This is a genomic window from Bradyrhizobium sp. CCBAU 11361, from assembly GCF_028128935.1.
Lineage (GTDB): Bacteria > Pseudomonadota > Alphaproteobacteria > Rhizobiales > Xanthobacteraceae > Bradyrhizobium > Bradyrhizobium niftali.
This window is the reverse complement of record NZ_LBJZ01000197.1, coordinates 161,621-176,994: the sequence shown is the minus strand read 5'-3', so window position 1 is coordinate 176,994 and position 15,374 is coordinate 161,621. Positions and strand designations below refer to the sequence as shown.

The following is a 15,374-nucleotide window of genomic DNA, read 5'->3' as shown; positions in this document are numbered from 1 at the left end:
AAAGATTGGGCCTAAGGTCCGCCAGCTCCGAGCGAATTCAGCGCTGGCAGGTGATTGCGACATATTCGTCGCAACGGCCATGGGAGCAGTTTGCGCCGGTTTTGGGGACAGAGCCGGTAATTTCGTCGGGATCGACCCGGCGGTAGGCCGAGGCCTGGGCAAAATCCCGTGACTGGCAATAGGTGCGCGCGACCTGCGCGCCGCATTTGTCGCCCTTGGCCAGGCACTGGTCGATGCCGTAGCCGTCCGCCTGGTTGGCGATGATGAAGACGCGGGTCTCGGCGAATGCGCCGGATGACGCGACGATGGTGGCACAGGAAATGAGCGCGAGTATGGGTCGCATGAAAATACCGGGGCTGGGGGAACCGCCAGCATCTCGAATAAACTCAAAAGGTTAATGATGATGAACCATCATGGCGGGGCGGCCGTGCTTTGCGGAGATAGAACGGCATTTTCGCGGCTCTCTTGACGCGGGGCCGCCTCATAGCCCATATGTTCCCGCATGAACGGTCTCCTCGCCATTTGCACGATTTGCGAGATTACGAGCTAGCGATTCGCTGGCTGGAGCCGTCTTTTCTCAAAAACATTGAGAGCACTGGACGCCCGGCCAACAGCCGACGGGTGTCCATATGGAATTGCGCCTCTATGATACGCTGACCAGGGAGAAGCGGCCGTTCGTGCCGCTCGATGCGAGCAACGTCCGCATGTATGTCTGCGGACCGACGGTCTATGACTTCGCCCATATCGGCAATGCCCGGCCGGTGATCGTGTTCGACGTGCTGTTTCGGTTGCTGCGCCATCTCTATGGCGAGGCGCACGTCAAATACGTCCGCAACATCACCGACGTCGACGACAAGATCAACGACCGCGCCGCGCGCGACTTTCCGGGCCTGCCGCTGAACGAGGCGATCCGCAAGGTCACCGAGCAGACGGGCAAGCAGTTTCACGCCGACGTCGATGCGCTCGGCGCGCTCCGGCCGAGCGTCGAGCCGCGCGCGACCGAGCATATCGGCGAGATGCGCGAGATCACCGAACGGCTCGTCGCCGGCGGCTTTGCCTATGTCGCCGAGGACCACGTGCTGTTCTCGCCGCAGGCGATGAACGCGGCCAATTCCACCCTGCCGCACTATGGCGCGCTGTCCAATCGCTCGCTGGACGAGATGATCGCCGGCGCCCGCGTCGATGTCGCGCCCTACAAGCGGGACAACACCGACTTCGTGCTGTGGAAGCCGTCCAAGCCCGGCGAGCCGTCGTGGCCGTCGCCGGCCGGCATCGCTGCGCAGGGACGCCCGGGCTGGCACATCGAGTGCTCGGCCATGGCCTGGAAGCACCTCGGCGAGCATTTTGACATCCACGGTGGCGGTATCGATCTAGTGTTTCCGCATCACGAGAACGAGGTGGCGCAGACCTGCTGCGCCTTCCACCGGGAGCGGATGGCGAACTACTGGATGCACAACGGCTTCCTCCAGGTCGAGAGCGAGAAGATGTCGAAGAGCCTCGGCAACTTCATCACCATCCATGAGCTGCTGGCGGATTGGCCGGGCGAGGTGCTGCGCCTGAACATGCTGAAGACGCATTACCGCTCGCCGATCGACTGGACCATGAAATCGCTGGAGGAGAGCGCCAAGACGCTCGACGACTGGTATCGCGTCGCGGCCGACGTCGATCCCGGCCGGCCGGCCGCGTCCGTGGTCGAACCGCTGCTCGACGACCTCAACACCTCCCTGGCGATTGCGGCGCTGCATGGCCTGCGCAACAGCGACGTGAGCGCATTGGCGGGATCGCTGCGGCTGCTCGGCTTCCTCTCCGAGAGCGCTGCGCAGTGGGAAGCTCGCAAACAGCAGGCGAGCGGGGTCGATGCCGGGGAGGTCGAGCGCCTGATCGCGGAGCGGACCGCGGCCCGTGGGCGGAAGGACTTCAAAGAGTCCGACCGCATCCGCGATCAGCTCGCCGCGATGGGCGTTGCGATCAAGGACTCCAAGGAAGGGACGACCTGGGAGTTTTCGCGATGATGCGGCCCGACACGCCTTTTCCGCGGCACTGGCTCTATTACATCGCGCTGAAGATCCTGCTGCTCGCCGCCGCAGTGGCACTTGCGCTCAAGCTCTATGGGATGTGGTGAAGACGATGGGACAGACTTTGCCAAAGCCGGGCTTGCGGCCCTTCCTGCCTGATGACGTGCCGGTGCTCGCCGCGATCTTCGCTGCGAGCATCGAGGAGCTGACCGGCGACGACTACAACGAGGCGCAGCAGCAGGCCTGGATGGAGGCTGCCGAAACCGAAGAGTTCGGCAAGCGGCTCGCCGCCGACCTGACGCTGATTGCGACGCTGGAGGGCTCGCCCGTCGGCTTCGCCTCGCTGCAAGGGGCCGACCACATCCGCATGCTCTATGTGCATCCGGCAGTCAGCGGGCAGGGCATCGCCACCATGCTGGTCGATGCGCTGGAGAAGCTTGCCGGCGGCCGCGGCGCGAAAAGCCTGTCGGTCGATGCCAGCGACACCGCGCAGGGCTTCTTCGCCAAGCGCGGCTATGTCGCCATGCAGCGCAACAGCATCACCGTCAACGACGAGTGGCTCGCCAACACCACCATGAAGAAGACGCTCGGAGCATCGCAATGAGCAAGGAGCGCCTCTATCTGTTCGACACCACGCTGCGCGACGGCGCGCAGACCAACGGCGTCGATTTCACGCTGACGGACAAGCAGATCATCGCGGCGATGCTGGACGAGCTCGGCATCGACTATGTCGAGGGCGGCTATCCCGGCGCCAATCCAACCGATACCGAGTTCTTCGGCAGCAAGCCGAAGTTCAATCACGCGCGCTTCACCGCTTTCGGCATGACGCGCCGCGCCGGGCGCTCGGTCTCCAACGATCCCGGCGTTGCCGGGCTGCTCGAAGCCAAGGCCGATGCGATCTGCTTCGTGGCGAAGTCCTCGGCCTATCAGGTACGCGTCGCGCTGGAGACGACCAGGGAAGAAAACCTCGCTTCGATCCGCGACAGCGTCGCGGCGGCGAAGGCCGCCGGCCGCGAGGTGATGCTCGACTGCGAGCATTTCTTCGACGGCTACAAGGAGGACGCCAGCTTCGCGCTCGCCTGCGCCAAGGCCGCCTACGAGGCCGGCGCCCGCTGGGTGGTGCTGTGCGACACCAATGGCGGCACCATGCCGAACGAGGTCGAGGCCATCGTCACCGAGGTGACCAAGCACATCCCCGGCGATCACGTCGGCATCCACGCCCATAACGACACCGAGCAGGCGGTGGCGAATTCGCTCGCCGCGGTGCGCGCCGGGGCGCGGCAGATCCAGGGCACGCTGAACGGCCTCGGCGAGCGCTGCGGCAACGCCAATCTCTGCTCGCTGATCCCGACCCTGAAGCTGAAGAAGGAGTTTGCCGACGCTTTCGAGATCGGCGTCACCGCCGAGAAGCTCGCGACCCTCGTCAAGGTGTCGCGCACGCTCGACGACATGCTCAACCGCGTGCCGAACCGGCATGCGGCCTATGTCGGCGAGAGCGCCTTCGTCACCAAGACCGGCATCCACGCCTCCGCCGTGCTGAAGGATCCGCAGACCTACGAGCACGTCCTGCCTGAACTGGTCGGCAATCACCGCAAGGTGCTGGTCTCGGACCAGGCCGGCCGCTCCAACGTCATCGCCGAGCTCGACCGCGCCGGCATCGCCTATGAAAAGAGCGATCCGAAGCTGATGCGTCTGGTCGAGGAGCTGAAGGAGCGCGAGGCGGCCGGCTACGCCTACGAATCCGCCAACGCCTCGTTCGATCTGCTGGCGCGCCGCACGCTCGGCAAGGTGCCGCAGTATTTCGAGGTCGAGCAGTTCGACGTCAATGTCGAGCAGCGCTACAACGCGCTCGGCGAGCGCGTCACGGTGGCGCTCGCGGTCGTCAAGGTCGACGTCGCCGGCGAGCATCTGATCTCGGCGGCCGAAGGCAACGGCCCCGTCAACGCACTCGACGTCGCCTTGCGAAAAGACCTCGGCAAGTACCAGAAATACATCGAGGGCCTGAAGCTGATCGACTACCGCGTGCGCATCCTCAATGGCGGCACCGGCGCGGTCACCCGCGTGCTGATCGAGAGCGAGGACGAGAACGGCGACAGCTGGACCACGGTCGGCGTGTCCCCGAACATCATCGACGCCTCGTTCCAGGCGCTGATGGATTCGGTGATCTACAAGCTCGTGAAATCGGGTGCGCCGGCGTAAGACCCGCTACGGCTGTCATACCCCGCGAAAGCGGGGTATCCAGTACGCCGCAGCTTCTCGGTAGTTCTCGGGCGTCTCGGAATACTGGATCGCCCGGTCAAGCCGGCGATGACAGTTGGGGTGAGGAGGGCAGCACATGATCGACCACATCTCCGTCGGCGTCAGCGATCTCGATCGCTCCGCAAGATTCTACGAGGCGACGCTCGCCGCCCTCGGCCTCACGCGTCTCGTCACGCGGCCGCGGACGGTCGGCTTCGGCAAGGCCTATCCTGAATTCTGGATCAACTTGCGCGAGGGCATGCCGCGCGTAGCCCCGGAGAGCGGCGTGCACATCTGCCTGCGGGCGAAGACGACGGCCGAGGTCGATGCGTTTCACGTGGCAGCGCTGTCCGCCGGCGGCGCATCCGACGGCGCGCCGGGCATCCGCCCGCACGATCGCGTGCGCTACTACGCGGCCTTCGTCGTCGATCCCGATGGCAACCGGATCGAGGCGGTGACGTTTCCCGCGGAGTAGGGCGTCAGAGCTTGCGCGCGACTTCCGGAGCGAGCTCTTTTTCCGCCTCGGCGAGCTTTGCCACGGCGGCCTTCAGCTTCGGCAGGATCTCCTCGACCCGATCGGCCTTGAGGATGTCCACCGAGAGGCCGGCACGGATGAACTCGGTCTGGCGCATGTGCGACAGCAGCGAGAACAGCGGCTCCCAGAAATTGTCGAAATTGGCGAGCAGCACGGGCTTGGCGTGACGGCCGAGCTGCTTCCAGGTCAGCTGCTCGACCAGCTCCTCCAGCGTGCCGACACCGCCCGGCAGCGCCACGAAGGCGTCGGAGCGTTCGAACATCAGCCGCTTGCGCTCGTGCATGTCGGGGGTGACGATCATCTCCTGCACGCGCGTCAGCGCATTCTCGCGCATCCGCAGGAATTCGGGGATGATGCCGGTGACGGTGCCGCCGTTATCGAGGACGGAGGTTGCGACCGAGCCCATCAGGCCGAGCGAGCCGCCGCCATAGACCAGGCGGATGTTGTTCTCGGCGAGCGCCTTGCCGAACGCCTTGGCGCCTTCGGTGAAGCGGGGATTGGTTCCGGGGCCGGAGCCGCAATAGACGCAAACGGTTTTGATCGTGCTCATTGGTGCCATGATGCATTGCAGCGAAGAGGCGTCAAGCCCAATCGGTGATTCGGACCTCCCGGAAATCTACCGGTAAACGGCGACAAACAATCAAAGATTCGCCATCTGGCGGGGTGCGCTCGCCCCAGGAAGCTTCTATATGACGAACGAAAATCGTTAATCGCAGCGCGCCCGCATCCGGCGGGCTTTCAGGCTTCTTGATGGACCAACCTCATTCGCCGCCCGGCGCCGACGTGCCAGATCCCGCCGGCGGGCCGCTCGAGCGGGCCACCCTGATGGGCACGCTGGCGCATCTGTGGCCCTATATCTGGCCGGGCGACCGCTTCGACCTGAAGATGCGCGTGGTCTGGTCGATGGTGCTGCTGCTCGCCGCCAAGCTGATCACGCTGACGGTGCCGTTCAGCTTCAAATGGGCGACCGACGCGCTGACCGGCGCCAACACCGCGCCGGTGCTGCCCGACAACTGGCACCTCTGGGTGATCGCCTCGCCATTGCTGCTGACCGCCAGTTACGGCGCGACGCGCATCCTGATGGCGGTGCTGACGCAATGGCGCGACGGCCTCTTCGCGCGCGTCGCCATGCATGCGGTGCGCAAGCTCGCCACCATCACCTTCATTCACATGCACGAGCTGTCGCTGCGCTTCCACCTCGAGCGCAAGACCGGCGGCCTGACGCGCGTGCTCGAGCGCGGCCGCGAGGGCATCGAGGTCATCGTGCGCATGGTGATCCTCCAGCTGATCCCGACCATCGTCGAGGTTTCGCTGCTCCTGGCCGTGCTGCTCTGGCAGTTCGACTGGCGCTACGTGGTGGCGACGCTGATCACGGTCGCGGTCTACATGTACTACACCTACATCGCGACCGAGTGGCGGATCGGCATTCGCCGCAAGATGAACGATTCCGACACCGAGGCGAACACCAAGGCGATCGACTCGCTGCTCAACTACGAGACCGTGAAATATTTCGGCGCCGAGGCGCGCGAGGCGCAGCGCTACGACCGCTCGGTCGCGCGCTACGAGGAGTCGAGCGTCCAGGCCTATACGTCGCTCGCGGTGCTCAACACCGGCCAGGCCGTGATCTTCACGCTGGGCCTGACCGCGACCATGCTGATGTGCGCGATCGGCGTGCGCGACGGCACCAACACGGTCGGCGATTTCGTGCTGGTCAACGCCATGATGATCCAGCTCTACCAGCCCTTGAACTTCATGGGCATGGTCTATCGCGAGATCAAGCAGGCGATCATCGACATCGAGAAGATGTTTGGTGTGCTGGGACGCGAGGCCGAGATCAAGGACGCGCCCGATGCGCTGCCGCTGGTCGTCTCCGCTGGCAATCTGCGTTTCGAGGACGTGCGCTTCGCCTATGAGCCGGCGCGTCCGATCCTGAAGGGCATCAGCTTCGAGGTGCCGGCCGGCAAGTCGGTCGCGATCGTCGGTCCGTCCGGCGCCGGCAAGTCGACCATCTCGCGGCTCCTGTTCCGCCTCTACGACATCTCCGGCGGCAGGATCCTGATCGACGGCCAGGATATCCGCGAGGTCACGCAGGCGAGCTTGCGCGCTTCCATCGGCATGGTGCCGCAGGACACCGTGCTGTTCAACGACACCATCCGCTACAACATCCGCTACGGCCGCTGGGACGCCAGCGATGCCGAGGTCGAGCAGGCCGCGCAGCTGGCGCAGATCGACACTTTCATCCGCATGGCACCGAAGGGCTATGAGACCCAGGTCGGCGAGCGCGGCCTGAAACTGTCGGGCGGCGAGAAGCAGCGCGTCGCGATCGCGCGCACCGTCTTGAAGGCGCCGCCGATCCTGGTGCTGGACGAGGCGACCTCCGCGCTGGACACCCACACCGAGCACGAGATCCAGGGCGCTCTCGACCGCGTGGCGAAGAACCGCACCTCGCTGGTGATCGCGCACCGGCTTTCGACCATCGTCGGCGCCGACGAGATCATCGTGCTGGAGCAGGGCCGGATTGCCGAGCGTGGCACCCACGCAAAGCTGCTTGCGCAGGGCGGCCTCTATGCCAGCATGTGGAACAGGCAGCGCGAGGCGGAGGCCGCGCGCGAGAAGCTGGCCAAGATGGCCGATACCAGCGAGGCGCCCAACCGGGAGCCGCCGCCGGTCGAGGACGTCCTGACGACGCCTGCGGCTGCGGAGTGACCTTGTCTCCGGTCCCAACTCTGGCCTAAACAACTCCACCGCGCGGGACGACCTGCGCCATCAACCCTGAGCGGCAGATAGCGATGTCCATTCTCGATTCGATCCAGCGTCAGATCCCGCCGATCCACAAGGAGGGCTATCCCTTCATCGGCGGCTTTGCACTGGCAAGCCTGGTCCTGTTCTGGCTGTGGTCGCCGTTGGGGTGGATTGGCACCATCCTCACCGTGTGGTGCGCGCTGTTCTTCCGCGACCCCGTGCGGGTGACGCCGGTGCGCGAGGGGCTGGTGGTGTCGCCGGCCGACGGCCGGGTCTCGATGATCACCATGGCGCTGCCGCCGGCCGAGCTCGGGCTCGGCGACCGGCCGCTGCCGCGCATCTCGGTGTTCATGAGCGTATTCAACTGCCACGTGAACCGCAGCCCGATCGCGGGCAGGGTGGACCGCATCGCCTACCGGCCCGGCCTCTTCATCAATGCCGAGCTCGACAAGGCGAGCGAGGACAACGAGCGCAACTCGCTGGTGATCACGACGCCCACGGCGCGGATCGGCGTGGTCCAGATTGCAGGCCTGATCGCCAAGCGGATCGTCTGCTTCGTCAGGGAGGGCCAGGCGATCGGCGCCGGCGAGCGGTTCGGCCTGATCCGCTTCGGCTCGCGCCTCGACGTCTATCTGCCTGTCGGCACCAAGGCGCTGGTGTCGGAAGGGCAGACCGCGATCGCCGGCGAGACGATTTTGGCCGATCTTGCCGGCGAGGACCCGAGCCGCGCCTACCGCGCCAATTAACCAATAAGTCGGTCCATGAGGGCCTTCCGCCGCAATGGCGGAGGGGGACGCGGCTTGCTATATCTCGCCTCAAGGTGAGGACGAGCCATGACGCCCTATGATTTCAAAGACCCTGACGTTCGCCGCCGGCGGTTCCGCCCCATTCCGGTGCGGATGCTGGTGCCCAACGTCATCACGCTGCTGGCGATCTGCGCGGGCCTGACGTCGATCCGGCTGTCGATCGAAGGGCGGATGTCGCTCGCCGTCTACGCCATCGTGTTTGCGGCCGCGCTGGACGGCATCGACGGCCGCATCGCGCGCATGATCAAGGGCCAGTCCAAGTTCGGGGCCGAGCTCGACAGCCTCGCCGACTTCGTCAATTTCGGCGTCGCGCCCGGACTGATGCTGTATTTCTGGCAATTGCACGAGCTCGGCAATGCCGGCTGGATCGCCGCGATGGTGTTCGCGATCTCCGGCGGCCTGCGTCTTGCGCGCTTCAACGCCACCATGGACGATCCCAACAAGCCGGCCTTCGCCGCCAACTTCTTCACCGGCGTGCCGGCGCCCGCGGGCGCGATCACCGTTCTGCTGCCGATCTACGCCGCGTTCCTCGATCTCGGCCGCGCGCCCGCGGCGGTGACGGCGGCATATACGCTGCTGATCGCCTTCCTGATGGTGTCGCGCCTGCCGGTGTTCTCCGGCAAGACCAAGCGCATGCGCGTGCCGCCCGAGCTGGTGCTGCCGGCCTTCGTCGCGGTGATCGTCTTCATCGCTATCCTGATCGCCTATCCCTGGCACGTGCTGTCGATCGGCACGGTGCTGTATCTTCTCGCTTTGCCGCTCGGCTACAAATCCTATCGCGACCAGGCGCGCGCGATGGAGGCCGCCTCGCCTGCGGGAGGCGAGGTCTCCTCGCCGCCTTCGGCGCCGACGCTGGCAAACCTGTCCGAGCCGCCGCACGACGACGACCGGCCCGGACGGCTGCACTGAACGTTTTTCGCGGATATCTGCCATGAAGGCGCACTGAGTTGGGTTGAGGCCCGATCTCGGCTATATCGCCCTGTACCGGCGGCATCGCGTCAATCAGCCGCCAATCTGGGAGAGAACGCCGTGACGAATACTGCGACCGGGCCGCTGCCCGCTTCCGTCCTTGAAGCGCTGGGCCGCTATGATACGCCGACGATCTGCAATGCCATGGAGATCGTGGCGCCCGAGCGGCGGCTGATCGGCTACACCACCAAGCAACTGGTTTGTCCGTTCCCCGACCTGCCGCCGATCGTCGGCTATGCCCGCACGGTTGCGATCCGCTCGGTGCTGAAATCCTCGCTGCCTGCCGAAGAGCAGTCGAAGCGCCGCATCGAATATTACGAATATGTCGGCACCGGGCACGGGCCGCGTATCTCGGTGATCCAGGACATCGACGGTCCCGACGTCGGCTACGGCGCGTTCTGGGGCGAGGTGCAGAGCAACGTGCACAAGGCGCTCGGCTGCCTCGGTGTCATCACCGACGGCTCGATCCGCGACATCCCGCAATGGGCCCCTGGCTTCCAGGCGCTGGCCGGCTCGATCGGCCCGTCGCATGCCTGGGTGCATGCCGAGAGCTTCGGCGGCGAAGTCCGCGTCGCCGGCATGACCGTGAAGTCCGATGATCTCATCCATGCCGATCAGCACGGCGCCATCGTGATCCCGCTCGACGTTGCCGCAAGGCTGCCGGAAGCCGCCGAGCTCTGCGGCCGCCGCGAGACCCCGATCCTGGAGATCGCCCGCAGCCCCGACTTCTCGCTGGAGAAGCTGAAGGCCGCGCTGAAGCGCTCGTCGGAGATTCACTGACGGGCTGACCGAACGACCTACGGCCGCGATGCCGGCCGTGGGCCGTCCTGTTCCATCAGGAACAGGGCAGCCTGATCCGGCTCGCCGAACATTGCGGCGGCACATCCGATCAGGGTGAAGCCGCCGGCAAGATCCCACAGCGTGATGCCTTCGGCATGGCCGGTGACGTGAAGCAGGCGTGCTGCGATCACTGTGAAAGCGGCTTCGACAAAGAGCAGGACGCTGAACGCCGGTAGGACGAGTTCCGGCTCGAGCAGATGAAGCGCCAGAACCGCAGGAAGCGCGGTGAGAAGACTGAACAGCGTCAACATTGCAAATCGGCTCCTGAGATGGAGCATGCCGCACCGGCCATAGAATACTGTATGATTCCTGGTCACGGATGTGGCCTAGGGCCGCAGTCGGAGGGCCTGCGATGAAGATGAATGACAAGACGGTCCTGATCACGGGCTCGACCGACGGCGTCGGCCGCTACGCCGCGCGCCGGCTGGCGGCCGAGGGCGCGAAGGTCCTGATCCACGGCCGCGATGCGGCGCGCGCAAAGACGCTGATCGACGAGATCGTGAAAGCCGGTCATGCCGCGCCGATCTTCTACCAGGCGGACCTGTCGTCGATGTCGGGCACGCGCGCACTCGCGGAAGCCGTGAAACGTGATCACCAGCGTCTCGACGTCTTCGTCAGCAACGCCGGCATCGGCTCGCAGAATGACGGGCCGCAGCGTCAGGTCAGCGCCGATGGTCATGAGCTGCGTTTTGCCGTCAATTATCTCTCGGGTTTCCTGCTGGCCCATCTCTTGCTGCCGCTGTTGAAGGCCGCGGCCCCGTCGCGGATCGTCAATGTCGCTTCCCTTGGTCAACATCCGATCGATTTCGACGACGTCATGATCACGAAGGGCTACAGCGGTTCGCGTGCTTATGCGCAGAGCAAGCTTTCGCAGATCATGTTCACCGTTGATCTTGCGGAGGAACTGAAGGGCGCCGGTGTCACCGTCAATTCGTTGCATCCGGCGACCTACATGAACACCACGATGGTGCGTGCCGGCGGCATTACGCCGATCTCGACGGTGGAGCAGGGTGGTGCGGCGATCCTCCATCTGGTCGAAGGCGACGACGTCGCGGGCAAGAGCGGCTTGTTTTTCAACGGAATGAACGAAGCCCGTGCCAATCCGCAGGCCTATAATGCCGACGCCCGCAAGCGCCTGCGCGTGCTCAGCCTCAAGCTGACAGGACTGTCGTCCTAGCGCGCCGCAGTTATGGTTAGCGAAGTGTTGAGATTCCTGTCGGCGGACGGCAAAGCCGGCGTCCTTTCAGCGCGCAGTGCCAGTCCGGAGCGCCGGCTCAACTTAACCTTTACGCGGCTTTAAGGGCGGCGCTCTAGGGTTTCCGATGCGGTTCGGGGTTGGGCCGCGCCAGCGGCCAGGACGGCCGTTGTTGCGTACGCGTTTGGAGTCTCTCATGGATATCATGACGGGCGTTGGGCTCACGGCGGGCATCATCGTCATCGCTGCGATGATCTTCATGGGCGGCGACCTTCACATGTTCATCTCCGAACATGCGATGATCATCATCTTCGGCGGCTCGATCTCCGCCACCATGATCCGCTTTCCGCTCAGCGCGCTCCTGCACGGCCTTCCGCTCGGCGCCAAGTTCGCCTTCACCATGAGCCGGCTGTCGGCGCACGACCTCGTCGACGAGCTCGCCCGCATCGCCGAGATCGCCCGCAAGCAGGGCCCGGTGGGTCTCGAAAAGGTCGAGACCGACGAGCCGTTCCTCGCCAAGGGCATCCGCTATGTCGCCGACGGTTACGACCTCGACTTTATCCGCGACAATCTCGAGCGCGACCGCGACAACTTCCTGATGCATCTCGACGAGGGCAGCAAGATCTATCGTGCCATCGGCGACTGCGCCCCGGCCTTCGGCATGATCGGCACCCTGATCGGCATGGTGCAGATGTTCGCGAACATGACCGACCCTTCCAAGCTCGGCCCGTTCATGGCGACCGCGCTGCTCGCAACGCTCTACGGCGCGCTCGTCGCGAACCTGTTCTGCCTGCCGATCGCCGACAAGCTGCACGGCAAGCTGCTGGATGAAGAGACCAACCGCACCCTGATCATCGACGGCATCCTGATGATCCGCGACTCCAAGAGCCCGACGCTGGTGCGCGAAATGCTGCTGGCCTATCTGCCGGAGAAGCACCGCCACGCCGATGGCGAGCCGGTGCCGGCGTAACGCGCCCGCCGGGACAGACAGACATGGCCAAGAAGAAGCGCGGCGATGCTCACGGAGGCGGTCACGGCTGGTTCGTGACCTTCGCCGATTTGATGGGCCTGATGATGAGCTTCTTCGTGATGCTCGTCGCATTCTCGACGCAGGACGCCAACAAGCTGAAGATCGTCGCCGGCTCGATGCGCGACGCCTTCGGCGTGCAGAGCGAGGCGCGCTACGCCGGCATTGTCGAATCCGACGGCCTGCCGACGCGCCCGCGGCTGAAGAACGTCGACCATATCCAGCCCGAGGATGCCTCCAACACGCCGACCCCGGACCAGGAGGACCGCGACCGTACGTCGGGGGCGAAGATCAAGGTCGACCGCAATTTCGCGCTCGCCGCGGCCTCGCTGCGGCAGGCCTTGCAGGACATGCCGGAACTGACCGAGATGTCCAAGCACATCATGTTCGAGGAGACCAAGCAGGGTCTCAATCTCGAAATCGTCGACCAGGACGGCCGCTCGATGTTCGCTGACGGCTCCAAGGTGCCCTATGACCGCACCCGCCGCCTGGTCGAGAAGCTGGCGATTCCGCTCAAGGCCACGCCGCTCCGCGTCTCCATCGCCGGCCACACCGCCGCCGGTTTCGTGCCGACCCGCAGTGACTACGGTGCCTTCGATCTGTCGGCCGACCGCGCCAATGCCGTGCGGCAGATCCTCGAGCGCGAGGGCCTGCCGGCCTCGCACATCTTCGCCGTCTCCGGCAAGGCGGACACCCAGCCGCTGTTTCCGGACGATCCCTCGCTGGCCGCCAACCGGCGCGTGACCATCACCCTGATGCGCGAAGACCCGCCGCTGCCGCCGAATTTGAAGCCGTAGGGCATGATCCGGACCCGAAGGGCCGCGCTGGCGCACTTGCGCTACTATCTTACCTGAGGCATGTCGTCGCGCTGGCGACGAGCGTGGCCGCGCCGTCACAGCATTCGGCTCAGCGCCTGCTAAGGTGGGGTGCCGATTGACAGGCGCGCCGGAAGCGTCAAAAGGCGCCGGATCAAATTCAGGGACGAAGCGTTTTCCATCTTCATGACGGCGAGCATCACACAGGCCGAGACCCAGGAAGGGCCGGTCACCTCAGGCTTTTGGGCGCTTACGCTCGGGAGCATCGGTGTCGTTTTCGGCGACATCGGCACCTCGCCGCTCTACGCATTCCACGAGGCGGTGCGGGGCGCGGCCCATGGTGAGCCGGTCACGCGGGTCATGGTGCTCGGTGTGCTCTCGCTGATCCTGTGGGCGCTGTTGATCGTCGTCACCGCCAAATACGTGCTGCTGCTGTTGCGCGCCGACAACAACGGGGAGGGCGGCACGCTCTCGCTGATGGCGCTCGGCCAGCGTGCGCTGGGGCGGCGCAGCTGGTTCCTGCTCGCGCTCGGCGTGGTCGGCGCCTCCATGTTCATCGGCGATTCCATGATCACGCCGGCGATCTCGGTGCTGTCGGCGGTCGAGGGCCTGAAGCTCGTGACCCCCGCGTTCGAGCACTATGTGGTGCCGCTCACCGTCATCATCCTGGTGATGCTGTTCGCGGTGCAAAGCAAGGGCACTGCGCTGGTGGCCTCGGCCTTCGGGCCGGTGATGGTGGTCTGGTTCACGTGTATTGCGGTGATGGGCGCCGTTCACATCGCCGACGATCCGTCGGTGCTGGCCGCGATCAATCCCTATTACGCGCTGCAATTCCTGCTCTCGCATGGCACGATTGGCCTGGTGACGCTGGGCGCGGTGTTCCTGGCGGTGACCGGCGGCGAGGCGCTCTACGCCGATCTCGGCCATTTCGGCCGCAAGCCGATCCAGTCGGCCTGGATGTTCTTCGTGCTGCCCTCGCTGCTGATCAACTATTTCGGGCAGGGCGCGCTGGTGCTGTCCGATCCGAGCGCGATCGAGCACTCCTTCTACCGCATGGTGCCGGAGCATCTGGTGCTACCGCTGGTCGGGCTTGCGACCGCGGCGACCGTGATCGCGAGCCAGGCGGTGATCACCGGCGCCTATTCTCTGGTCTATCAGGCCGTGCAGCTCGGCCTGCTGCCGCGCTTCGAGGTGCGCTACACCTCCGAAACCCATGCCGGCCAGATCTATCTGCCGCGCGTGAACCGGCTGCTGCTGATCGGCGTGATGTTGCTGGTGCTGTTGTTCCACACCCCCAGCAATCTGGCTTCGGCCTACGGCATTGCGGTCTCCACCACCATGGTGGCCGACGGGATCATGGGCTTCGTGGTGATCTGGAAATTGTGGAACTGGCGCGCGGCGACGGCTGCGGTGGTTATCCTGCCCTTCGTCGTCGTGGACATGAGCTTCTTCAGCGCCAATCTGCTCAAGCTGCTCGAAGGCGCCTGGGTGCCGCTGCTGTTCGGCGCGGCCATGGCAGGGACGATCTGGACCTGGCGCAAGGGGACCGGAATTCTGATCCAGAAGACGCGCCGGATCGAGGTGCCGCTGGACGATCTGATCCGGAGCCTGGAGAAGCGGCCGCCGCACATCGTCAAGGGCACCGCGGTGTTCCTGACCAGCGATCCATCCTTCGTGCCGACCGCGCTGCTGCACAACCTCAAGCACAACAAGGTGCTGCACGAGCACAACGTGATCCTGACCATCGAGACCGCGCAGACGCCGCGGGTGGACCTGTCGGAGCGGTTCCGCATGGAGAAGGTCAGCGACAAGTTCTCGAAGGTCCGCCTGCGCTTCGGCTTCATGGAGCAGCCGAACGTCCCCAAGGCGCTCGCGATCGCGCGCAAGCAGGGCTGGCAGTTCGACATCATGTCGACGTCGTTCTTCGTGTCGCGAAGGTCGCTGAAGGCCTCGGCGCAGTCGGGCATGCCGCTCTGGCAGGACCATCTGTTCATCGCGCTGAGCCGGTCCGCCAACGACGCGACTGACTATTTCCAGATTCCCACGGGGCGGGTGGTTGAAGTCGGCACCCAAGTCACCATTTGATCGCAATTGGCGGATCTATGCGAAATTTGCATGGCGAGGGCCCATAAACGGGCTAGGCTATGCCGGCAGCGCAGGACTATAAGCCCGCGCTCTTCCGCCGTTGTGCA

At 65.1% G+C, this 15,374-nt stretch carries 15 protein-coding genes; 12 read left to right on the top strand and 3 right to left on the bottom strand.

Annotation, left to right across the window (positions count from 1 at the left end):
- Nucleotides 1–37: 37 nt before the first annotated feature.
- Nucleotides 38–343: a hypothetical protein gene (locus XI08_RS38955; protein ID WP_271578494.1), complete on the bottom strand. Its 306-nt coding sequence runs from the start codon at nt 341–343 to the stop codon at nt 38–40.
- Between the two features lie 286 nt (nt 344–629).
- On the opposite strand from XI08_RS38955, the gene cysS reads away from it, so the two are divergent.
- The 4 genes from cysS to XI08_RS38935 all read left to right on the top strand — a co-directional run bounded on the left by cysS (nt 630) and on the right by XI08_RS38935 (nt 4,728).
- On the top strand, nt 630–2,012 hold the full coding sequence (cysS, locus tag XI08_RS38950; RefSeq protein ID WP_271578493.1) for a cysteine--tRNA ligase: 1,383 nt from the start codon (nt 630–632) through the stop codon (nt 2,010–2,012).
- A gap of 115 nt (nt 2,013–2,127) precedes the next feature.
- Nucleotides 2,128–2,619 carry a GNAT family N-acetyltransferase gene (locus tag XI08_RS38945; RefSeq protein ID WP_027544500.1) on the top strand — a complete coding sequence of 164 codons (492 nt, stop codon included), beginning with the start codon at nt 2,128–2,130 and terminating at the stop codon, nt 2,617–2,619.
- Complete coding sequence (gene cimA / locus XI08_RS38940; RefSeq protein ID WP_271578492.1) at nt 2,616–4,214, top strand: citramalate synthase; 1,599 nt, start codon at nt 2,616–2,618, stop codon at nt 4,212–4,214. Before XI08_RS38945 ends, cimA begins: the two co-directional genes overlap by 4 nt.
- A gap of 136 nt (nt 4,215–4,350) precedes the next feature.
- Nucleotides 4,351–4,728, top strand: coding sequence for a VOC family protein (locus tag XI08_RS38935; RefSeq protein WP_271578491.1), 378 nt, complete (start codon nt 4,351–4,353; stop codon nt 4,726–4,728).
- A 4-nt stretch (nt 4,729–4,732) separates the two neighbouring features.
- On the opposite strand, the gene XI08_RS38930 is transcribed toward XI08_RS38935, so the two are convergent.
- Nucleotides 4,733–5,338, bottom strand: coding sequence for a TIGR00730 family Rossman fold protein (locus XI08_RS38930; RefSeq protein WP_271578490.1), 606 nt, complete (start codon nt 5,336–5,338; stop codon nt 4,733–4,735).
- A 200-nt stretch (nt 5,339–5,538) separates the two neighbouring features.
- Here XI08_RS38930 and XI08_RS38925 point away from each other — a divergent pair, with 200 nt between their 5' ends.
- From XI08_RS38925 to XI08_RS38910, 4 genes are all read left to right on the top strand, one after another.
- Nucleotides 5,539–7,494 (top strand): ABCB family ABC transporter ATP-binding protein/permease, encoded by a 1,956-nt coding sequence (locus XI08_RS38925; RefSeq protein WP_271578489.1) that lies wholly within the window; start codon nt 5,539–5,541, stop codon nt 7,492–7,494.
- Nucleotides 7,495–7,571: 77 nt separating this feature from the next.
- Nucleotides 7,572–8,276: a phosphatidylserine decarboxylase gene (locus tag XI08_RS38920; protein WP_256374855.1), complete on the top strand. Its 705-nt coding sequence runs from the start codon at nt 7,572–7,574 to the stop codon at nt 8,274–8,276.
- Nucleotides 8,277–8,363: 87 nt separating this feature from the next.
- Complete coding sequence (locus tag XI08_RS38915) at nt 8,364–9,245, top strand: CDP-alcohol phosphatidyltransferase family protein (RefSeq protein WP_271578488.1); 882 nt, start codon at nt 8,364–8,366, stop codon at nt 9,243–9,245.
- Between the two features lie 120 nt (nt 9,246–9,365).
- Entirely contained in the window at nt 9,366–10,085 is a 720-nt protein-coding gene (locus XI08_RS38910; RefSeq protein WP_271578487.1) for an RraA family protein, read from the top strand.
- A gap of 17 nt (nt 10,086–10,102) precedes the next feature.
- Here the strand turns inward: XI08_RS38910 and XI08_RS38905 are convergent, their stop codons facing one another.
- Nucleotides 10,103–10,396, bottom strand: a complete 294-nt coding sequence (locus XI08_RS38905; protein ID WP_271578486.1) for a hypothetical protein — start codon at nt 10,394–10,396, stop codon at nt 10,103–10,105.
- Nucleotides 10,397–10,497: 101 nt separating this feature from the next.
- Between XI08_RS38905 and XI08_RS38900 the strand changes: the two genes are divergently transcribed.
- From XI08_RS38900 to XI08_RS38885, 4 genes are all read left to right on the top strand, one after another.
- Nucleotides 10,498–11,322 carry an SDR family NAD(P)-dependent oxidoreductase gene (locus XI08_RS38900; RefSeq protein WP_271578485.1) on the top strand — a complete coding sequence of 275 codons (825 nt, stop codon included), beginning with the start codon at nt 10,498–10,500 and terminating at the stop codon, nt 11,320–11,322.
- Nucleotides 11,323–11,536: 214 nt separating this feature from the next.
- A complete protein-coding gene (locus XI08_RS38895; protein WP_027543260.1) occupies nt 11,537–12,310 on the top strand; it encodes a motility protein A in 774 nt (257 codons plus the stop codon).
- Between the two features lie 23 nt (nt 12,311–12,333).
- The gene (locus XI08_RS38890) at nt 12,334–13,164 is read left to right on the top strand and encodes an OmpA/MotB family protein (protein WP_011086582.1); all 831 of its coding nucleotides are present in this window, start codon (nt 12,334–12,336) and stop codon (nt 13,162–13,164) included.
- 204 nt (nt 13,165–13,368) lie between these two features.
- Nucleotides 13,369–15,267, top strand: coding sequence for a potassium transporter Kup (locus XI08_RS38885; protein WP_271578484.1), 1,899 nt, complete (start codon nt 13,369–13,371; stop codon nt 15,265–15,267).
- Nucleotides 15,268–15,374: the final 107 nt, after the last annotated feature.